Raw genomic sequence first — 21,033 nt, 5'->3', positions numbered from 1 at the left:
GCGCGTTTATGGCGCGGTTCCGGGCGGTGGCAGGTCTTCGGTCAGCGGCCAGTAGAAGTCAGGCGGCAACCCGGCCTCGGCGCGTTTTTCTTCGTTGAACGGGGGTTTCAGCACCCCGTGGAAGTAGCGCCGTACCAATTGGTGAAACACGTCCTTGGGGTCGGCATTTTCGCGCCCGCACAGGAAATGGAACCATTTCGAGCCATAGGCCACATGGCCGACCTCTTCGGCATAGATGACCTCAAGCGCGGCGATGGCCCCGTCATCCTTGGCCTTGCGGAAGATGTCGATCATGCCGGGGGTGACGTCCAGCCCGCGTGCCTCAAGCACCATCGGAACCACGGCCAGCCGACCCATCAGGTCCTCGGCAGTGTCCTCGGCGGCGCGCCACATGCCGGCATGGGCGGGCAGGGCGCCATAGTGGCTGCCCATGCGTTCCAGACAATCGCAGACCATCTCGAAGTGGCGCGATTCCTCCTCGGCGCATTTGACCCAATCGTCATAGAAGCCGATGGGCATCGGTACGTGACCAAAGCGGGCGATGATGTCCCAATGCAGGTCCACCGCGTTCAGCTCGATATGAGCAACGGCGTGCAGCAGGGCGATGCGGCCGGCCTCGGTTCCGGGCTTGCGTTTCGGGACCTCGCGCGGAGACAGCAATTCGGGCCGGTCCGGTCGCGCCGGTTGCAGCGGAGGTGTCGCGGTGCCGATCTCAATCGCAGGGGCCTCGCCCTTGCGCGACGCGAACCACGCGGCGGCATGACTTTTGGACAGGGCGGTTTTTCCCCGCCCATCCGCCGTGGTCAGAACTTCGGTCGCCATCTGGGTCAGTGTTTTCGACACCGGGTTTCTCCGCTTGGTCAAGTGTGCGGGTCTTAGACCGGATGGCGACCGTGGTCGAGAGGGGTCACAGGGCGCGGACGGCCTCCAGCACCTCATCCACGTGACCGGGCACTTTGACCTTGCGCCAGACGCGGGCGATCTTGCCCTCGGCATCGATGACAAAGGTCGAACGCTCGATCCCCATCGACTTGCGCCCGTACATGTTCTTTTCGACCCATACGCCGTAATCCTCGCAGACCGAGGAGCCCTCATCCGACAATAGCGGCGTGGTCAGGCTGTGTTTGGCGACAAACTTGTCGTGCTTGGCAACACTATCGCGCGAGATGCCGAAAACTTGAGCGCCGGCATCGGCAAAGGCTTGAAGTTGTTCCGAGAAACCGATGGATTCCTTGGTGCAGCCCGGCGTATCATCACGGGGATAGAAGAACAGAACCACGGTGCCGCCGCGCAGGGCCGACAAGGTGACCTCGCCGCCTCCGTCGCGGGGCAAAGTGAAATCAGGGGCGATGTCTGAAACGTCGGGCATTGGAAACTCCGCTAAAGTTTTTTAAGGGCTGCCCGACATCATAGGGCGGCGCAAGCGGGTTGGAAGGCGTGGATAAAAAATTGGTGCAGCACGAAGACAAAAGTGCGACGCAGCCCGGGAAACCCCGGCGCCGCCGCTCGAAGCGTCGTATTGCTGCGCATTTTTCCATCTGGACGTGTCTGTCGATTGGCTTGCTGGTGTTTGCGGGCTGGTTCTTTCTGTTCGGCCAGAACCTGCACGCACCGGAATGGGTGCGCCACAAGGTCGAAAAACGGCTGGAGCAAAGCCTGGGTGGGCTGAAATTCAGCTTTGGCGACGCCAGTTTCATCGTCAACGAAGACTGGCGGCCGCGTCTGAAACTGACGGATGTAACGATCAGCGACGCCGCCGGGCAGCAGATCGCGCGGGTTTCGGACTTGCGCACTCGGCTGTCCATGCGTGGTTTGCTGCGGGGTCAGATTCGCCCGCGCCGCATCACTGTGCGGGGCGCGCAATTTGACCTGACCCGAGGTCTGGACGGGGCCCTGTCGCTGACCGTCGGGTCGGGCAGCGCCCCGGTACAGGAAGCCCCGGATCTAGCGCAACTGATCGAGCAGTCGGACGATGTGTTTCTGTCCCCGATCCTGTCAGGGCTGCGCTCGGTCGAACTTGAATCCCTGACGCTTGACTACAAGGACCTGCGATTGGGCCGCGCATGGGTGTTTGACGGCGGCCATATCACGGCCACCCGCAGCGGTGACGAAATGCATCTGGCCACCGGATTCTCGGTTCTGACTGGGCGCGACTATGCCAGTTCGATCGAGGCGAACTACACCAGTGTTCTGGGCACGCCCGAGGCACGGTTCGGCGTAGCGATAACCGATCTGCCCGCCGAAGACCTTGCCGGTCAGACCCTTGCACTGTCGTGGTTACAGGTCCTCAAGGCGCCGATCTCGGGCGCGCTGCGCGGCAGTGTTGACGGCAATGCCGCGTTGGGTCCGCTCTTTGCCACTCTGAACCTTGGCGCGGGCGCGGTACAGCCAACGCAAGAGACCCGCCCGATTCCGTTCGAGTCCGCCAGCACCTATTTCACCTACACCCCCCACCTTCAGGAGCTGGATTTCAACGAGGTGTCGGTGGTCTCGGCCTGGGGGGCATTTCAGGGCGAGGGCAAAGCCTTTCTGAACGGGATCGAAAATGGCGCGCTGGAAAGCCTGACCTCGCAGCTGAGCTTTAGCAGCATCAACATCAACCCGGCCAACCTCTTCCCAGAATCGCTGAAACTGGCGCGGGCGGAACTGGACATGCAGATGAAACTGGCCCCGTTCGAGCTGCACCTTGGTCAGATCATGGTTCAAGACGCCAACTACAGACTGCTGGGATCGGGCAAGCTGACGGGTGAACCAGAGGGCTGGGCGGTGCAGGTGGATGCGCATCTGGACCACATGAACGCGGATCAGCTGTTGAACTACTGGCCAGAGCGTCTGGCGCCAAAGCCACGGCTCTGGGTTGCGGACAACCTTTATGAGGGGCAGTTCTCGGACGTTGATTTTGCCTTGCGCCTGCGGCCCGAAAACAAGCCCGAGATCTATTTGGATTTCGGGTTCGATCAGGCAAAGATCAGATTTGCCAAGACCTTGCCGCCGCTTGTTGATGCGCAGGGGCAGGCCAGTCTGATCAACCGCCGGTTCACGGCTACGGCGGAATCCGGCGAGGTCATCGCCGATCAGGGCGGTGCGATTGATGCCACCGGCACGTCGTTCATCATCCCCGATACGGGCATCAAGGGGGTGTCTCCGTCGGTCACCCGGATCGCCGCCAAGGGCAGCGTTACGGCGGCAATGTCGCTGCTTGACCGGCCACCGCTTGAGTTGCTGACCAAGGCAAACCTGCCGGTTGATCTGGCAGACGGCGCAGTGAGCCTGACCGGAACGCTGTCTCTGCCGATGAAGAAGGGCCTGAAATTCGAAGAAACCGAATTCCACTTTGCGGGTCACGTTGATGATGTGCAAAGCGACAAGCTGGTCCCCGGCTTTTCTGTCAGTGCGGCGCGGCTGGAGTTGCAAGGCGACCAGACCGGGGTCGAGGTTTCGGGCAACGGGCTGTTTGGCGATGTTCCGCTTCGGGCCGCATGGCGCCAACCCATCGGCGGCACCGAACCGCAGCGCAGCGAGTTGACCGGGCAAATCGAACTGTCCCCCCGCCTGATGACCGAGTTGAAAGCCGGGTTGCCAAAGGGGATGCTGACCGGACAGGGTACAGCTGACATCACACTGGGTATCGGTGCGGGGACACCGCCGAAACTAACGGCGTCGTCCGATCTGGCGGGTATCGCACTGGCCATTCCGGAGCTGGGGTGGCGCAAGGGGGCAGGTACGACCGGCACGATGACCGTCGCGGCGACGCTGGGCAGCAACCTGCGGGTAGATGAGCTTAAGCTGGACGCCGCCGGGTTGCGCACCACAGCATCGATTTCGTTCCGCGACGGGGATTTCGACCGTGTGCAGTTCAGCTCGTTCGATCTGGGCAATTGGCTGGCGGTACCCGCCGAGCTGGTCAATAGCGGTGGTTCTGTGCCGGACATCCGTGTGCTGGGCGGCGTAATGAACCTTGGGCGCGCGAATTTCGGCAGTAGCGGCGGAGGCGGTGCGTCCGGCCCCGGACCCAGGCTGGATGTGGCGCTGGATCGTCTGCAAGTCACCGAGACCATAGCCCTGACCGGATTCAAGGGCACCTTTCAGACCACCGGGGGTGTCAACGGTGCCTTCACCGCCAATGTCAACGGCGGTGCTGCGGTGCGCGGACAGGTCTCGCCGCGCGCAGGGCGCAGTGCAGTGAAGCTGACCTCGGGCGATGCAGGGGCGGTTTTGCGATCGGCCGGTATGATCACGCAGGCGCGTGGTGGGGGAATGGATCTGCGATTGGAGCCGGTCGCGGGCCCCGGCAATTACGACGTGAACCTGAAAATCTCCAATACCCGCATCAAGGACGCCCCGGCGATGGCTGCGCTGCTGAATGCCATCAGCCTTGTGGGTCTGCTGGATGAAATGGCCGGGCAGGGCATCTTTTTCGCTACAATCGAAAGCCGGATGCGGATCACGCCAACGCAGGTCAAGGTTCTGAGCGGCAGTGCGGTCGGGCCATCGATGGGCCTGTCTTTTGACGGCACCATCGACACGGTTAACGGACTGCTGAACCTGCGCGGTGCGATCTCTCCGATCTATCTGGTCAATGCGATCGGCAGCGTCTTCACCAAGAAAGGTGAGGGCATCATTGGCTTTAACTACACCCTGACCGGGCCGTTGCGGCAGCCGAAGGTTTCGGTCAATCCGCTCTCGGGTCTGGCACCGCTGTTCCTGCGCAATTTGCTGAGGGCGCCTCCACCCAAGGTCACCGACGGACCAAACGCAGTGCCGGTCAAACCGGATAAGCCGAAACGAACTTTCGGGGCACCCGCATCAGACCGTTGAACTAGGATGGAGGGCGCTGTATGGCGCGGCCATGAAACTCAGCGATTTTGATTTCCACCTGCCCGAAGACCTGATTGCCACGCGGCCCGCCAACCCGCGGTCCTCGGCGCGTTTGCTGGTGGCCAACGGCGATGCGGTGACGGACGCGCATGTGTTCGATCTGCCCGATTGGCTGCAACCCGGCGATCGGCTGGTGCTGAACGACACCCGCGTGATCCCGGCGCGCCTGAACGGCCGCCGTCGCCGAAACAGCGCGCAGGGGCCGGTGTCTGCCGCGATTGAGGCCACCTTGCTGGACCCGCAGGCCGATGGCACATGGGCGGCGCTGATCAAACCGCTGAAAAAGGTAAAACTGGGCGAAGAGATACAGTTCTCTGATGACCTCAGTGCCACGCTGGACCGGGTTGAGGACGGGCAGGCATATCTGCGGTTCAACCTGACAGGTGACGATTTCGATACCGCGCTGGAACAGGCCGGCGCGATGCCGCTACCGCCCTATATCGCCGCCAAACGCCCGGCGGACGATCAGGACAAGACCGATTACCAGACGATCTGGGCGCGCAACTCGGGCGCGGTTGCGGCCCCCACGGCCTCGTTGCATTTCGATCAGGCGCTGATGCAGGCGCTTCAGGCGCGCGGCGTGACATTCAGCCATGTAACCCTGCATGTGGGCGCGGGCACCTTCCTGCCGGTCAAGGTCGAGGATGTGACCACGCACAAGATGCACGCCGAATGGGGCAGGGTCAGTGCCAGCGCGGTCGAGGAAATCCGCGCCACCAAAGCCGCTGGCGGGCGGGTCATCCCGGTCGGCACCACGGCGCTGCGGCTGATCGAAAGCGCGGCGCGCTCGGGTAAGATCGAACCGTGGGAGGGCGACACCGACATTTTCATCTATCCCGGCTTCCAGTTCCACGTCACCGACGCGCTGATGACCAATTTCCACCTGCCAAAATCTACATTGTTGATGTTGGTTTCGGCGCTGATGGGACAGGATCGGATGCGCGACGTCTATGTCCATGCGATTGAACGGAAATATCGGTTCTTCTCATATGGCGATGCGTCGCTTTTGATCCCGTAAAGGGCGCGATGTCGGGATCGCGTCCCCGCAATGTCGTAGACAAGCGGGTTCCAAGCCGTTTTTCATATCAAAACGAATCCTTAAGTCCGGTCGGCAAATAATACGGAGACCCCAATGCTTCAGGTCCTTTCCAGCGCGTGGGCGCTTCTTCTTGGTATGGGGCTTCTGATGGTCGGCAACGGCCTGCAGGGTACGATTCTGGGTGTCCGGGGCGAGATCGAGGGCTTTTCGACGCTTGAGATGTCCTTTGTGATGTCGGCCTATTTCATGGGCTTTCTGGGCGGATCGCGCCTTGCGCCCGAGATGATCCGGCGGGTCGGGCATGTGCGGGTGTTCGCGGCGCTGGCCTCGTTCATCTCGGCGGTCATGATCCTTTACCCGCTGATGACCAATCCGATTGTCTGGGTGCTGGGCCGTTTCGTCATCGGGTTCTGCTTTTCCGGCGTGTATGTCACCGCCGAAAGCTGGCTGAACAACGCCGCCAGCAACGAAAACCGCGGTCAGGCGCTGTCGCTGTATATGATCTTTCAGATGACCGGCATCATCAGCGCCCAAGGGTTGGTGGTGCTGGGCGACCCGGCCGGGTTTGACACCTTTGTAATCGCATCCATCCTGGTTTCGGTTTCTTTTGCCCCCATTCTCCTGTCGATTTCGCCCACACCGGCGTTTGACACAACCAAGCCGATGACCCTGCGCGAATTGTTCAATAGCTCTCCGCTGGGCTGTGTCGGCATGTTCCTTTTGGGCGGAGTGTTCTCGGCCCAGTTTGGCATGGCATCGGTTTATGGTGCCCGTGCGGGCCTGACGCTGGTGGAAATCTCAACCTTTGTCGCGGCGTTTTATATCGGTGCCCTGGTGCTGCAGTATCCGTTGGGCTGGATGTCGGATCGCATGGACCGCCGTTTCCTGATCATGCTGGTTGCGGGTGTAGGGGCGTGCGCTGCCGTGGTGGGCATGCTGTTCGGGTTGACCTTCCCGATCCTGCTGGGGGCGGCCTTTGTGATCGGTGGTATGTCGAACCCGCTATATTCGCTGCTGATCGCCCACGCGAACGACTTTCTCGACCACGAAGACATGGCTGCTGCGTCGGGCGGTCTGTTGTTCATCAACGGACTTGGCGCCATTGCCGGGCCGCTGATCACCGGTTGGCTTATGGGGGACGCTGTCTTTGGCCCTCCGGGCTTTTTCCTGTTCATCGCCGCGTTGCTGGCCACGATGGCGGCCTATGCGCTTTACCGCACGACGCAACGGGCTGCGATCCCAGTTGATGAGACCGGAACGATGTCGCCGTTCTACCCGACGGCCTCTCCGGTCGCGCTTGAGGTAGCCCAGGAAGTCGCTATTGAGGCCGCCGAAGCCGAGCAGGAAACGCAAGATATTGCCCATGACACAAGATTATGACGCAAGTGTTGCAATTTTTTACTGTTACAAATCTGTAAAACGTCATTAAATGACCTTACGTCCCTGGGGAGGGCAACACGACGGAGTTAGGGCAATGGTAGGGCCTGAAGACGTATTGAGTTTTTGGTTGGATGAGGTCGGTCCCGAGGGGTGGTATCTGCAAGACGACGCCTTGGATGCTAAAATTCGCGAACGGTTTTTGACCACCTGGGAAGCCGCGAATGAAGGCAAGTTTTCTCTTTGGCTGACCTATCCCAGCGGGGTACTGGCTTACATCATTCTGATGGATCAGTTCCCGCGAAACATGTTCCGCGGCAGCGCCAAGGCGTTCTCGTCAGATCGCGCGGCCCTGTCGGCCGCCAAATGCGCGGTGGACAAGGGGTGGGACCTCAAGATTGACGAACCGGCGCGGCAGTTCTTCTATCTGCCGATGATGCACTCGGAAAACCTGTGCGACCAGGAACGCTGTGTTCGCCTGATGTGCCAGAACATGACGGACAGCGATCCAAGCAATCTGTTGCACGCACGGGCGCATCGCGAGGTGATCCGCAAGTTCGGACGGTTCCCCTATCGCAACGAAGCTTTGGAACGCCCGATGACCGAGCACGAAGCGGCCTATGTCGACATGGGCGGATACGGTGCCACGGTGCGTGAACTGCAAGCTGGCGGCTAGGACGACGGCACACATCCCCGAATTGCGATAATTCGGTCGGCGACCACGTCGGCCGATTTTTCTATGGCGGTGCTGATCAGCGTGTCCGGGGACTCGGTGATTTCCTTGATGCGGGCTTGAGAATCCTGCATCCGCGCTTCGAGATTATCCAGCGTCACTAATGCGGTGGAAAGTCGTACTCTCTCGGCGATATCCGTCACGGCGCCGTCTGCCTGAAGTTCGGTAAGATCGCTGCGCAGGGCGGCAAGCTCGCCCCGAACACCGCGAATTTCATCCTTGAGGGGGGCAACAATCTCCAGTTTTTCCTCGAAAACCGTGGTAATGCCTTCCACGGTCGAGGCCAGTTTCCACCCCAAAAACAGGCAGAGCGCCACCAGAATAAGGGTGGCGTTGAGCAGAGCAATCAGCAGATCCTTTAGTGTTTTGGCCATGGTAAGCCTTTCGAATGACTTGTGTTAAGGAATGAACGGGCGGACCCGGCCCCTATGTTCTAGCCATTGAGACTTGTGCGGTATAGGCTGAAATCCGCAGAAACTGGTGTCGTTGACCTTGCGTCGCTTTTGTCGCGGGTAAGGCGTGTTGATGCGTTGTGAAAATTAGTTTAATGGTAAACTAAATTTCATTCGACCTGTGCCGAGAGGAAACCATGGCTGCACAATCTTTTGATCTGATCGTAATCGGCGCCGGTCCGGGCGGCTATGTGGCGGCTATCCGCGCGGCACAGCTGGGCCTGAAAACTGCCGTGGTTGAGCGTGAACATCTGGGCGGTATCTGTCTGAATTGGGGCTGTATCCCGACCAAGGCGCTGCTGCGGTCTTCGGAAGTGTTCCACCTGATGGAACGCGCCAAGGATTTCGGTCTGAAGGCGGACAAGATCGGCTATGATCTGGACGCTGTGGTCAAGCGCTCTCGTGGTGTGGCGGCGCAGCTTTCGGGCGGCATTGGCCACCTGCTGAAGAAAAACAAAGTGACCGTGGTGATGGGGGAGGCAACGATCCCCGCCAAGGGCAAGGTCTCGGTCAAGACCGACAAGGGAACCGAGGACCTGACTGCCAAGAACATCGTTCTGGCCACCGGCGCGCGGGCGCGCGAACTGCCGGGTCTCGAGGCGGACGGTGATCTGGTCTGGACTTACAAGCATGCGCTGCAGCCACCGCGGATGCCCAAGAAATTGCTGGTCATCGGCTCGGGCGCGATCGGCATCGAATTCGCCAGCTTCTACAACACGCTGGGCGCCGATACGACTGTTGTCGAGGTCATGGACCGCGTACTGCCGGTCGAAGACGCCGAAATCAGCGCCTTTGCCAAGAAAGCCTTTACCAAGCAGGGCATGACCATCATGGAAAAAGCGATGGTCAAGCAGCTGGACCGCGCCAAGGGCAAGGTCACCGCGCATATCGAGGTGAAAGGCAAGGTCGAGAAACACGACTTTGACACCGTCATCTCGGCCGTTGGCATCGTGGGCAATGTCGAGAACCTGGGGCTGGAAGCTCTGGGCGTGAAGATCGACCGCACCCATGTGGTGACCGACGAGTTCTGCCGGACCGGTGTCGAAGGTCTCTATGCGATCGGCGACATCGCGGGCGCGCCGTGGCTGGCGCACAAAGCAAGCCATGAAGGTGTCATGGTGGCCGAACTGATTGCAGGCAAACATGCGCATCCGGTGAAACCCGAAAGCATCGCGGGCTGCACCTATTGCCAGCCGCAGGTGGCCTCGGTCGGGTATTCCGAGGCGAAAGCCAAAGAGCTGGGGTATGACATCAAAGTGGGTCGCTTCCCCTTCATCGGCAACGGCAAGGCCATTGCTTTGGGCGAGCCTGAAGGCCTGATCAAGACGGTTTTCGATGCCAAAACGGGTGAATTGCTGGGCGCACATATGATCGGCGCCGAGGTGACCGAAATGATTCAGGGTTATGTGGTTGGCCGTCAGTTGGAGACCACGGAAGAAGACCTGATGAACACGGTCTTCCCGCACCCGACACTGTCGGAAATGATGCACGAAAGCGTTCTGGACGCTTACGGCAAGGTCATTCACATGTGATCAGCGCGGTTAGGGGGCTCTGCCCCCGCCGCCCTTTGGGCGACTCCCCCGGGATATTTATAGACAGATGAAGCAGGGGATCCGCACTTCATCTGTCCGAAAATATCCCGGAGCGCGAGGCAGAGCCTCGCTAAATGCTTACTTATTCGTCAGCGCATCGAGAATGCGGGCCCAGGACCGGATGCCTTTGTGAAAGCTTTTCACGTCGTATTTTTCGTTCGGTGAGTGGATAGCGTCGTCGTCATTGGCAAAGCCGACCAGCATCGAATCCAACCCGAGCTCGGTGTTGAAGTAACCCACAACCGGGATCGATCCGCCCATACCGGTGAATACGGCCTCGCGCCCCCATTCGTCGGACAACGCGCCGCGGGCGGCTTCGAATTCGGGGCGCTCGAGGTTCATGACCGAGGCGGGTGACCCTTCCAGGTCATTGTCCCATTCGACTGTGGCATCAGTCGACAGGCGCTCTTCCACGTGTTTGCGGACCTTGTTGCGTAGGGCGTCTGGGTCCATGTCGCCGACGAGGCGGCAGGTGATCTTGCAATGCGCCTGCGACGGGATCACTGTTTTTGAGCCTGCACCGTTGTAGCCGCCCCACAGGCCGTTGACCTCGAGCGTTGGGCGGGCCCATTGCTGTTCCAGCGTTGAATATCCCTTTTCGCCGTGTGGCTGCGAGTAACCAACGGAACTTAGGTATTCGGCCTCGTCGAAACCGCAGCCTTCCCATTGGCGCAGCTGGTCGTCCGGCACTTCGTGGACACCTTCATAGAAGCCTTCGACGGCCACACGCCCGGTTTCGTCATCATAGAACGAGGCGACGATTTTCGAAAGTTCCCGCAGCGGGTTCAGGCCGGGGCCGCCGTAATGTCCCGAGTGCAGGTCGATGCGGGGACCGGTGATGGTGAATTCATCCTTGAGCATACCGCGTAGCTGCGAGGCAATCGACGGCACGCCCCGCGACACCATCGAGGTATCGCAAACCAGTGCCAGGTCAGCTTTCAACTCGGCGGCGTTTTCGCGCAGGAACGGCACCAGGGAAGGAGAGCCGGACTCCTCTTCGCCCTCGAAGAAAAAGGTGATGCGGCAGGGCAGGGTGCCGTGCACTGCTTTCCATGCTCGGCAGGCCTCTACAAATGTCATCAACTGGCCTTTGTCATCCGAAGAACCGCGACCGCGAATGACCGGGCCGTTGTCGGTGTCTTCGATGGTCGGGTCGAAGGGGTCGCGGTTCCACAGCTCAAGCGGGTCGACCGGCTGCACGTCATAGTGCCCGTAGAACAGGACATGCGGCGCGTTCCTGTCTTCTCCGACATGGCCAACGACCATCGGGTGGCCGGATGTCTCGCGCTTTTCGGCGGTGATGCCGATGCTTTGCAGGTCGGTCACCAGCCAGTCGGCGGCCTGATCCACCTGCGCATTATAGGCCGGGTCAGTGGAAATCGACGGAATGCGAAGCAGTTCCATCAGGCGGTCGATCGAGGTTTGCAGATCAGCGTCGATGCGGTTCAGAACAGCGTCCAGCGACATGGGGGTCTCCTGCTTTTTGAGATTTGGCGGAACCCTATCAGCGCCACCGGCGCCGTCCAGTGCGCTTTGGCGGGAATATGATATAATATCGGAAACGCTGGCACAGGCCTGCGTCGTTTCCTCGCGTCCGATAGCCGTAACTTTACTTGTCGGAGCAAGTACGACGGGATATTTGATGCAAATCAAATATGTGATCCCAATGTTGTTTATACGTGATGGGCACAGGGGAACGCGTCGGCGCTCACTCGGATTCGTCCGACGCAGGCGTCAGAACAGGATGTCCGGCCGGTGGCGGCATTGGTCGGGCAGGTAAGGAGAAACCGGTGGACTATACTGCTCAGCTCGATACAGCGATTGCCAGGCTGCATGATGAAGGACGTTACAGGACTTTCATCGATATCGAACGCCGGAACGGCCATTTCCCGCATGCGGTGCGGACGCGTCCGGACGGATCGCAGCAGAACATCACTGTGTGGTGCGGCAATGATTATCTGGGCATGGGTCAAAACCCGGTTGTTCTGAACGCGATGCACGAAGCTGTTGAGGCAGCCGGAGCGGGATCGGGTGGCACGCGCAACATCTCGGGCACCACGGTCTACCACAAACAACTTGAGGCTGAACTGGCGGACCTGCATGGCAAAGAGGCCGCGCTGCTGTTCACCAGCGCCTATATCGCCAATGACGCGACGCTGAGCACGCTGCCGAAACTGTTCCCCGGTCTTATCATCTATTCCGACGCGCTGAATCACGCTTCGATGATCGAAGGCGTGCGTCGCAACGGTGGCGCCAAGCGTATCTTCCGTCACAATGATGTCGCGCATCTGCGGGAACTGCTGGAAGCGGACGATCCCAAAGCGCCCAAGCTGATTGCGTTCGAGTCGGTGTACTCAATGGACGGCGATTTCGGCCCGATCGAGGCGATTTGCGATCTGGCCGACGAATTCGGCGCCCTGACCTATATCGACGAAGTTCACGCGGTTGGCATGTACGGCCCGCGCGGCGGCGGTGTGACCGAGCGTGATAATCTGGCGCATCGCATCGACATCATCAACGGCACGCTTGCCAAGGCCTATGGGGTGATGGGCGGCTATATTGCGGCCAGTGAGAAAATGTGTGATGCGGTACGCTCTTATGCGCCGGGGTTCATCTTTACCACCTCGTTGCCGCCGGCGATCGCGGCGGGGGCAGCGGCGTCTGTCGCGCATCTCAAGACCGCGCCTGAATTGCGTGAGCAACACCAGACCCAGGCCAAAATCCTCAAGCTGCGGCTCAAGGGGCTGGGCCTGCCGCTGATCGACCACGGCAGCCATATCGTGCCGGTGATCGTGGGGAACCCGGTGCACACGAAAATCCTCAGCGACCGGCTGCTGGATGACTTTGGCATTTACGTGCAGCCGATCAATTTCCCGACCGTGCCCCGCGGGACCGAGCGCCTGCGCTTTACCCCGTCGCCTGTGCACGGGCCGGACGAAATGAACCGTCTGGTGGTGGCTATGGACGAACTTTGGTCACATTGTGCGCTAAATCGCGCCGAACTTGCGGGTTAATCTCACGCTAAAGTGTGCATCGTGTTTGCCGCGTGTTAAGCTTAGGCTAACAAAATTAACGGACGAATCGTTAGTGGAATGATTCGCCGTTGGCGCGAAACACGCGCAGGCAGAATGGGGCAGCAGGGATGATTGGGCGCAGATCTCAGCGCGATTCCGAAGATGATACCGACGTCAGGCCGAAGGGCTATGACGATTATGAGGTACGGCTTGGCGACAGGATGCGCGGTGAACGCGCCACCATGGGCAAGTCTCTTCTGGATGTGCAGCGGGAATTGCGGATCAAGGCCAACTATATCGCCGCCATCGAAGACGCCGATCCCGAGGCATTCGACACACCCGGCTTCATCGCCGGGTATGTGCGTTCTTATGCCCGTTACCTGGGGATGAACCCGGATGAAACTTTTGCCGCCTTTTGCAAGGAAAGCGGGTTCGAGGTCGCGCATGGCATGTCGGCAGAGGCGTCGGTTGTCCGTAAACCTGCGGGCGGTCTGCCCGCGCGGGGGCCGATGGGCCGCGATCCCTTCATTTCGCCCAACACGCCCTTTGTTCCGGGCAAGGAATCCCTTGTCAGTCAGATTGAGCCGCGGGCGATTGGCTCGTCGCTTGTGCTGATTGCCGTCATCTGTGGCATTGGCTATGGCGGTTGGTCGGTGTTGAACAAGATCCAGCAAGTGCAGGTCAGCCCGGTTGAACAAGCCCCGGTGGTTCTGTCCGACCTTGATCCGCTGGACACCGCTGGCACTGCCACGACCGAGGTTGCCGTCGCCGAAACCCCTAGCGCCGAGGCTCTGGACCGTCTGTATCGCCCGCAAGCTCTGGACGTTCCGGTACTGGTTGCCCGTGACGCGCCGATTTCCACGCTTGATCCGCGCACCGTCGGTACATTCCAGCCGCAGGAATTGCCCAAGGTCGAAGTGGCCGAGATTCACACCGTTGAACGCCCGGCGCTGCCGCAGGTGGTCGAGCAGATCGATACAACGCTCAAGATCGTTGCGGTCAACCCAGCCTGGATGCGGGTCACCGCTGCTGATGGCAGCGTGATTTTCGAAGGTACTCTGGGCACGGTCGAACAGGGCAGTGTGTTCGAAGTGCCCCTGACCGAAGAACCGCCTCTGCTGCGCGCGGGCGCGTCGGGGTCTGTGTTCTTCACGATGAACGGCGAACACTACGGGCCTGCTGGTGCACCGGGGACTGTCGCCAAAGGCGTGGTTCTGTCCAAGGATTCGGTTGCCGAGACCTATGCCGTGGCAGATCTTCCGGCCGAGCAGAACAGCACCATCACGCAGTTGGTCGCCGAGTTTCAGGCGCAGGACACCGAAGACACCGCCGAGTGATCTAGCCATTGCGATGCCCCTTTAGGCGGACTATTTAAAGACCCAACTCAGGCTGTCTTGGACCCGTCCTCATGTCGCTCAATCACGTTCGTCCGTGGCGCAATATCTATCGCCGCAAATCCCGTCAGGTCATGGTTGGTGACGTTGCCATTGGTGGCGATGCCCCTATCGCGGTCCAGACGATGACCAATACGCTGACGACCGATGTGGCGGCGACGATCGCGCAGGTGCAGGCGGCGGCCGAAGCGGGCGCGGATATCGTGCGCATTTCTGTCCCGGATGAGGCGTCGTCGAAGGCCCTGAAAGAGATCGTCCGCGAAAGCCCCGTGCCGATCGTGGCCGACATCCATTTCCACTACAAACGCGGGATTGAGGCCGCCGAGGCCGGTGCCGCCTGCCTGCGGATCAACCCCGGCAATATCGGCGACGAAAAGCGTGTCAAAGAGGTGATCAAAGCCGCGCGCGACCACAATTGCTCGATCCGGATCGGGGTGAATGCGGGCTCTTTGGAAAAGCACTTGCTTGAGAAATACGGCGAGCCGTGCCCCGAGGCGATGGTCGAAAGCGGTCTGGAGCATATCCGCATTCTGGAAGACAACGACTTTCACGACTTCAAGATCAGCGTCAAGGCCAGCGACGTTTTCCTGTCGGCGGCCGCCTATCAGGGCATTGCCGAGGCCACTGACGCGCCCATCCATCTGGGTATCACCGAAGCGGGGGGGCTGGTCAGCGGCACCATCAAGTCCGCGATTGGTCTGGGCAACCTTCTGTGGATGGGGATCGGCGACACGATCCGGGTCAGCCTGTCCGCCGATCCGGTCGAAGAGGTCAAGGTCGGCTATGAGATCCTGAAATCTCTGGGCCTACGCCATCGCGGCGTGAACATCATCTCGTGCCCCTCCTGCGCGCGGCAGGGGTTCGACGTGATCAAGACGGTCGAAGCGCTGGAACAGCGGCTGGAACACATCAAAACTCCGATGAGCCTGTCGATCATCGGTTGTGTTGTGAACGGCCCGGGTGAGGCCCTGATGACCGATGTCGGCTTTACCGGCGGTGGGGCCGGGTCGGGTATGGTCTACCTGGCGGGCAAAGCCAGCCACAAGATGTCCAACGACCAGATGATCGATCACATCGTCGAAGAGGTCGAGAGAAAAGCGGCAGAACTGGACGCGGCACAGGAAGCGGCCGAATAGGCATCTGGCATGCCCACCGTTCCGGGTATTGCGAACACGGCACGGCAGAATTTCCAGCACCCGCCCAAAAGGGCGGGGCTGACAGTGTTACTTGGCAGAAGAATGCTTGGCGTGCAGATCAAACCAGCCGATGACAACCGCAAACAGGTTGTTCGGCGCGTTCTGCGCAGCGAGGTTCAGACCTTTCTGAACCTTCATTGCGTCCTCATAAGACAGCCATTCGCCTTCTAGGTCCTCTCCGAACAGGCCGGACGCCCCGTCAGGGAACTGATAGTCAAAGACCTTGCCGTGCGGTGAGTGACGCGGAATAGTCTGGTAATGCGTGTACTTCTGGTTGGAGAACTTGAACTTGTCGTACCCGTTCTCATACAGAGTCTGCAGCATGTCCGAACTGCCATTCTCGACCGAAATATATGGGGGACGATCAGGCAATGACATGATTTGTGCCAGGGCAACGCTGTCCAGCCCTTCGATGTCGATCTTGGCATAGCGGATTTGTTTCGAAACATCCTTAAGCAGCTTCGAGACGTCAATCGCCGGTACGACGATCTTTTCCGCACCTTCCGCCCGGCTTCCGATCTCTTCGTCGACCGAACTCCACTCGGTGTCAAACTTGTTCACATAAAATGTGACTTCTTCCGCATCCGAGTCGGTGATCGCGAAATTTTTGATGTCGATACCATCGATACCCAACTCGTCAAACTTCTTGGACACCTCTGCACAAAGGTCGGGAATGGCCTCAACAGAAATGACCTGGAAACCCCTTTTGCGATAGTAATACGAGTCTGTACCGTCATTCATGCCGATATCGACGATGATGCCCTGATCCGCGGGCGGAAACGCCGGTTCAGCGGCCGTTTTGACTTCGGGTATGTTGCTCAGGGGTGCGGTTTTTTGAGCGTTGTTTTTTCCGCGAAGAACACGGCCAGCCTGGCGCACCTTGGCGGCTGCACGGGACAAACCAGATTTTGTGTTATTGCTCATTTGTGCCTCTGGCTTTGGATCAATTACTTTGGTGCGTTCAATGCCCGAGACCAAAGTAGCGTTCAACACAAAAATTGTGAACTTGAAACTTAGTTGGCGGGCCGTTCAGAAAATGCGCTGATTACTGCTGATTACCGGGCGTTCGGTCATCCTGACTTGGGTGCCGAATTTGCAAAACACCGTTTGTCAGGGCATTGACCCCATGTCTGTCAAACTCGCGCCTCAATTGCGGATCAAGAACACGCTATAGTTGATTGGAGTGTTCTATGATTTCATTGAGACGCCGCCTATTCCGGGAAAGACGCAGGCTGGTCGCTATTGCATTGATGATGTTCGTCGCGGGGCTTGTCGCCGGTATCAACCAAGACCGTGTTGTGTTTGGAATACCCTTTCAGTTGGCTTGCGCAGTAGCATTCCTATTGCTCTTGACGCCTGTGCTGATGGCCATCGCGCTGTTGTTCCCGAAAGTTCGTACGGCAACGGAGTCCGTGGCATTTTCGTTGCCGGTAATTTGCATATTCCTGGTTATCGAGAAATCGGACAGCAGCTTCACCGAATTCTTTTTTTTGGTCGTCGCCATTATGATCTGTCAGTTGACGTTTGCTGTTTACGGTGGCGGTTGGGTGGATCGGTTCTTTCCGGCTCGCAGCAGGACATTTTACAGCAAAGTCAGAACTCGCCTCGCACCCGAAGAGCTTTGGCCATTCCTTGTCGTGACACCTGATACAGTGGACACCTACGGAGATGAGAACACGGTGTCGATCGAATGGGTGGAGCCGGGCGCGAGTTTTCTGGAAGTCTCGCAGGTCGACGACCTGAGCCGCGTTGAAGAGTTGCAAACCATAGAACAGTTTGAACTTGGAGTGAAATTAGGAGTGCGCTTTAAGGCAATGAGCTCCAAAGAGGGCACGAACGGCTCAAGCGGAAGAATGACGCGGACGTTCGAAGAAACATCTACCGGCACCGACATGCAGACCACGCGCAGTTTTGACCGCATGTCGCCTATGGCCAGTTTTCGGTTTTGGTTGGATGATGGGTTTGCTCGGTTTGACGACAAGTACGTCGCCCGAGCCGAACAATTGTCTGGACTGTAGAAAGGCAAGGGGCGGTCAAACCGCCCCAATCCATCAGCTCTGATCTGCGCGCACACCGTCGGCGATCTGCTGCATCTGTGCGGCGGGAAGGAAACCGCGTAGCATTTCGGTACCCAGCACAAAGGACGGCGTGCCAGAGATTTTCATCCGTTGCGCCAGCGCGCGGGTCTGGGCGATTTCCTCAGTGACCTGATCGCTATCCATCGCCGCGATGATTGAGTCACTGTCCAGCCCAAGCCCGTCCGAGATGCGGCGCAGGGTGACCTCGGTCGGTTCTCCGCTGAATTCCAGCAGCGCGTCGTGGACCTGTTTATAGGCATCGTCACCGGCGACGTGTTTCGTGGCAACGGCAAAGCGCGCGGACATGACCGAAGCGTCGCCCAGAATCGGCAGTTCTTTGATCACAAGACGGATATTGCCGTCTTCGGCCAGCAGGCTGGCCACTTCGGGCACGGCCCGGCGGCAGTAGCCGCAGCGATAGTCCATGAACTCGACCAGGGTGATGTCCCCGTCGGGATTGCCGCCGACCCAGCTGTAGCCGTCATTGAACAGCTCATCGGCGTTGGTCTGAACCAGTTCCTTGTCGGCGGCCGCTTCGGCAACGGCATTGCGCTGTTCCAGGACGTCGATCGCCTCGATGATCACCTCGGGGTTTTCCAGCAGGTATTCGCGCACCTGTTTGCCGAACTCGGCCTTTTCGGCCTCGCTGAGGGCATTCAGGTCCAGTGCCTGTGCCGGGCCGGTGATCAGGGAAAGCCCCAGAAGGGCGGGTGCTGCAAGTCTGAGGATCATTTCCGTTTCCTTTTTGATTTCGTAGCGCGTTCCGAGGCAATCAGCACATCCTGTGCCCGTTGCCAACCCGGTGACCCTTCGGGCAATTGCCTGACGGCGCGTTTTGCGTGGATGCCTGCATCGGCCAATCGGCCCTGCAAGGCATATCGTTCTGCGGTCACGGCCGAGGCCATACCGTTGTTGCCGACCTTCGCGTAAGCGACCCCGAGGTCTTGCATCAGGCGGGCGTTTCGGTAGTCTCTCTGCCTTGCTTTTTCAAGCACTTGCAGGGCGTTCTTCGTCTGGCCTTGCGCCAACATGGCCCGTCCGTAACCGGCAAGGACCAAGGCGTTGTTCGGGGCCATGTCGACGGCCTGGCTATAGGCTGCAATCGCCTCTTGCACCTGCCGGTTTTCCAACAGGATCTGGCCTTTGAGCTCGTAATAATACGGATCGTCCGGACGTAGGGCCAATGCCGCGTCGATTGCCGCGCGGGCCCGCGCCAGATCGCGGTTTTGGTGATGGGCTGCGGCCTCGCGCATCAGGCGGATATCCTGCGCGCTTTCTTCCTTTGCGCGGCGCAGGGTCCAGCCCGGCGACCGCAGGAACGCCGACAATTTGCCTTTGACGCGGGCGAACCAGTAATCGGCATTCGGGTTCGGCTGCGCATTGTCCCCGAATTGTTCCATAAACGTCTCGGCAGCGCGCAGGCGTTCCCGGCTGGTGGGGTGCGAGCGCATATAAGGGTCCTGGTTGACCGTGCTAAGCAATTCCTGACCCGCGAATTTGCGATGCAGCGCCACCATGCCGCTGGGTGAGATACCGGCCCATCTGAGATAGCTGGCGGCGCTTTGATCGGCCGAGGATTCTTCGGCCCGCGTATGCCCCAGAAAGCCGCGCAGCGCGGCGCTTTGGGTGCCCGCAGCAATGCCCGCGGCGGCCTCACCGCCGCCCGCTGCGGCTGCGATCAGGGCAAGGGCGGTGCCCAAGCCCGCATTTCGATTTGCGGCGCGCAGGTTTTCCACCCGCCGCGCCAGATGGCCATTGGCGATATGGGCGGCCTCGTGGGCGATGACGGCCTGCAGCATCTCGGGGCTCTCAACCGTCAGAATCAGCCCGTAATTCACGTAGATCGCGCCATAGTCGATCACGAAGGCGTTGAACGTGCTGTCGTTGACCACCAGTATCCGAACCCGGTTGGTGTTCAGCCCGGCTGCGCGCAGGACGGGAAAGGCCAGCTCACGCAGTCCGTATTCGATATCGGGGTCCCGGATCAGGCTTTGCGCGGTTGACGGCACAGCACTTGCCATCCATGTCGCTGCAACCAGCAACAGGGCCGGGATTGACGGCACCCTGGATAAGCGTTCAAAAGCCATGGCTGCAACATGGGAGATGGGCATGAGAAACTCAACCCGATCCGGGGTCGATCCCTTCATCGTGATGGACGTGATGGAGGCTGCGCGCAAGGCTGAAGAGGCCGGGCGCCACATCATCCATATGGAGGTCGGCCAGCCCGGAACCGGTGCGCCCAAAGGGGCAACCGCTGCATTGGCCAGGGCGATGGAGCAAGCCCCGCTGGGCTATACGGTCGCGTTGGGCCTGCCTGCGCTGCGGCAACGGATCGCACGGCTGTATGGTGAATGGTACAATGTCGATCTGAACCCCGACCGCGTGGTGATCACGCCGGGTTCGTCAGGCGGGTTTCTGCTGACTTTCACGGCGTTGTTCGACAGTGGGGATCGCGTTGGCATCGGCGCGCCGGGCTATCCGTCTTACCGGCAGATACTCAAGGCGCTGGGTCTGGTGCCGGTCGACCTGCCCACCGCGCCGGAAAACCGCCTGCAGCCGGTGCCGGGGGATTTTGCTGGGCTGAACCTGCAGGGGCTGATGGTGGCCTCGCCCGCCAACCCCACCGGCACCATGCTGAATCACGCCGCGATGGGTTCGCTGATCGAGGCCGCGCATGGGCAGGGCGCCTCGTTCATCAGCGATGAGATTTATCACGGTCTGGAATATGAGGCCAAAGCCGTCACCGCGCTGGAACTGACGGATGAGTGCTATGTGATCAACTCGTTCTCCAAGTATTTTTCAATGACCGGTTGGCGCGTGGGGTGGATGGTCGTGCCCGAGGATCAGGTGCGGGTGGTCGAGCGGATTGCCCAGAACATGTTCATCTGCGCGCCCCACGCCAGTCAGGTGGCCGCGCTGGCGGCGATGGATTGCGAAGAGGAATTGCAGGGGAACCTGGACGTCTACCGCCGCAACCGCACGCTGATGCTGGACGGGCTTCCCAAGGCCGGGTTCACCAATATCGCACCGCCTGACGGGGCCTTTTACGTCTATGCGGATGTCTCGGACCTGACCGATGACAGCCGCGCCTTTGCAGCCGAAATTCTGGACAAGGCCGGAGTTGCCGTCACGCCGGGGCTGGATTTTGACCCGGCACGTGGGCATCACACGTTGCGGTTTTCCTATGCGCGATCTTCGGCAGATATCGAAGAAGGCCTACTACGGCTGCGTCGCTTCATGGCCGAACGCGGTGCGATCACCGAACAGGCCTAAGGCGTTC

The 21,033-nt window shown here is 59.9% G+C and carries 17 protein-coding genes; 10 read left to right on the top strand and 7 right to left on the bottom strand.

Annotated elements, in window-relative coordinates; translation table 11 throughout:
• Nucleotides 1–6 precede the first annotated feature (6 nt).
• Together ACR0NT_RS06245 and ACR0NT_RS06240 are read right to left on the bottom strand one after the other, a co-directional pair.
• Nucleotides 7–822, bottom strand: coding sequence for a ferritin-like domain-containing protein (locus ACR0NT_RS06245; protein ID WP_170672444.1), 816 nt, complete (start codon nucleotides 820–822; stop codon nucleotides 7–9).
• A gap of 85 nt (nucleotides 823–907) precedes the next feature.
• Nucleotides 908–1,369, bottom strand: coding sequence for a peroxiredoxin (locus ACR0NT_RS06240; RefSeq protein ID WP_170671911.1), 462 nt, complete (start codon nucleotides 1,367–1,369; stop codon nucleotides 908–910).
• Nucleotides 1,370–1,437: 68 nt separating this feature from the next.
• Between ACR0NT_RS06240 and ACR0NT_RS06235 the strand changes: the two genes are divergently transcribed.
• The 4 genes from ACR0NT_RS06235 to ACR0NT_RS06220 all read left to right on the top strand — a co-directional run bounded on the left by ACR0NT_RS06235 (nucleotide 1,438) and on the right by ACR0NT_RS06220 (nucleotide 7,970).
• Nucleotides 1,438–4,818: a YhdP family protein gene (locus tag ACR0NT_RS06235; RefSeq protein ID WP_480442747.1), complete on the top strand. Its 3,381-nt coding sequence runs from the start codon at nucleotides 1,438–1,440 to the stop codon at nucleotides 4,816–4,818.
• A gap of 31 nt (nucleotides 4,819–4,849) precedes the next feature.
• Entirely contained in the window at nucleotides 4,850–5,896 is a 1,047-nt protein-coding gene (gene queA, locus ACR0NT_RS06230) for a tRNA preQ1(34) S-adenosylmethionine ribosyltransferase-isomerase QueA (RefSeq protein WP_170671907.1), read from the top strand.
• A 114-nt stretch (nucleotides 5,897–6,010) separates the two neighbouring features.
• On the top strand, nucleotides 6,011–7,297 hold the full coding sequence (locus ACR0NT_RS06225) for an MFS transporter (protein WP_170671905.1): 1,287 nt from the start codon (nucleotides 6,011–6,013) through the stop codon (nucleotides 7,295–7,297).
• Nucleotides 7,298–7,391: 94 nt separating this feature from the next.
• Nucleotides 7,392–7,970 carry a DUF924 family protein gene (locus tag ACR0NT_RS06220; RefSeq protein ID WP_170671903.1) on the top strand — a complete coding sequence of 193 codons (579 nt, stop codon included), beginning with the start codon at nucleotides 7,392–7,394 and terminating at the stop codon, nucleotides 7,968–7,970.
• On the opposite strand, the gene ACR0NT_RS06215 is transcribed toward ACR0NT_RS06220, so the two are convergent.
• Entirely contained in the window at nucleotides 7,967–8,401 is a 435-nt protein-coding gene (locus tag ACR0NT_RS06215) for a hypothetical protein (protein ID WP_170671901.1), read from the bottom strand. The genes ACR0NT_RS06220 and ACR0NT_RS06215 overlap by 4 nt on opposite strands.
• Nucleotides 8,402–8,616: 215 nt before the next feature.
• Here ACR0NT_RS06215 and lpdA point away from each other — a divergent pair, with 215 nt between their 5' ends.
• Entirely contained in the window at nucleotides 8,617–10,011 is a 1,395-nt protein-coding gene (gene lpdA, locus ACR0NT_RS06210; RefSeq protein WP_170671899.1) for a dihydrolipoyl dehydrogenase, read from the top strand.
• Between the two features lie 138 nt (nucleotides 10,012–10,149).
• Here the strand turns inward: lpdA and ACR0NT_RS06205 are convergent, their stop codons facing one another.
• Nucleotides 10,150–11,538 carry a M20/M25/M40 family metallo-hydrolase gene (locus ACR0NT_RS06205; protein WP_170443420.1) on the bottom strand — a complete coding sequence of 463 codons (1,389 nt, stop codon included), beginning with the start codon at nucleotides 11,536–11,538 and terminating at the stop codon, nucleotides 10,150–10,152.
• A gap of 323 nt (nucleotides 11,539–11,861) precedes the next feature.
• Here ACR0NT_RS06205 and hemA point away from each other — a divergent pair, with 323 nt between their 5' ends.
• From hemA to ispG, 3 genes are all read left to right on the top strand, one after another.
• Nucleotides 11,862–13,085 carry a 5-aminolevulinate synthase gene (gene hemA / locus ACR0NT_RS06200; RefSeq protein ID WP_170443422.1) on the top strand — a complete coding sequence of 408 codons (1,224 nt, stop codon included), beginning with the start codon at nucleotides 11,862–11,864 and terminating at the stop codon, nucleotides 13,083–13,085.
• A gap of 128 nt (nucleotides 13,086–13,213) precedes the next feature.
• Nucleotides 13,214–14,422 carry a helix-turn-helix domain-containing protein gene (locus ACR0NT_RS06195; RefSeq protein ID WP_170671897.1) on the top strand — a complete coding sequence of 403 codons (1,209 nt, stop codon included), beginning with the start codon at nucleotides 13,214–13,216 and terminating at the stop codon, nucleotides 14,420–14,422.
• 71 nt (nucleotides 14,423–14,493) lie between these two features.
• Nucleotides 14,494–15,615 carry a flavodoxin-dependent (E)-4-hydroxy-3-methylbut-2-enyl-diphosphate synthase gene (gene ispG, locus ACR0NT_RS06190; protein ID WP_170443426.1) on the top strand — a complete coding sequence of 374 codons (1,122 nt, stop codon included), beginning with the start codon at nucleotides 14,494–14,496 and terminating at the stop codon, nucleotides 15,613–15,615.
• An 87-nt stretch (nucleotides 15,616–15,702) separates the two neighbouring features.
• Here the strand turns inward: ispG and ACR0NT_RS06185 are convergent, their stop codons facing one another.
• Nucleotides 15,703–16,599, bottom strand: a complete 897-nt coding sequence (locus tag ACR0NT_RS06185; RefSeq protein WP_170671895.1) for an FkbM family methyltransferase — start codon at nucleotides 16,597–16,599, stop codon at nucleotides 15,703–15,705.
• 266 nt (nucleotides 16,600–16,865) lie between these two features.
• Here ACR0NT_RS06185 and ACR0NT_RS06180 point away from each other — a divergent pair, with 266 nt between their 5' ends.
• The gene (locus ACR0NT_RS06180) at nucleotides 16,866–17,693 is read left to right on the top strand and encodes a hypothetical protein (RefSeq protein WP_170671893.1); all 828 of its coding nucleotides are present in this window, start codon (nucleotides 16,866–16,868) and stop codon (nucleotides 17,691–17,693) included.
• Nucleotides 17,694–17,726: 33 nt separating this feature from the next.
• Here the strand turns inward: ACR0NT_RS06180 and ACR0NT_RS06175 are convergent, their stop codons facing one another.
• Entirely contained in the window at nucleotides 17,727–18,485 is a 759-nt protein-coding gene (locus ACR0NT_RS06175; RefSeq protein ID WP_170671891.1) for a DsbA family protein, read from the bottom strand.
• On the bottom strand, nucleotides 18,482–19,864 hold the full coding sequence (locus ACR0NT_RS06170) for a M48 family metalloprotease (protein WP_170671889.1): 1,383 nt from the start codon (nucleotides 19,862–19,864) through the stop codon (nucleotides 18,482–18,484). Before ACR0NT_RS06170 ends, ACR0NT_RS06175 begins: the two co-directional genes overlap by 4 nt.
• Here ACR0NT_RS06170 and ACR0NT_RS06165 point away from each other — a divergent pair.
• Nucleotides 19,863–21,026, top strand: coding sequence for an aminotransferase class I/II-fold pyridoxal phosphate-dependent enzyme (locus ACR0NT_RS06165; RefSeq protein ID WP_170671887.1), 1,164 nt, complete (start codon nucleotides 19,863–19,865; stop codon nucleotides 21,024–21,026). The genes ACR0NT_RS06170 and ACR0NT_RS06165 overlap by 2 nt on opposite strands.
• The last annotated feature ends 7 nt before the right edge of the window (nucleotides 21,027–21,033 follow it).

The sequence above is a fragment of the Ruegeria sp. AB10 genome, from assembly GCF_056542745.1.
The sequence above is the reverse complement of the archived record's forward strand: the minus strand, read 5'-3'. Positions and strand labels throughout refer to the sequence as shown.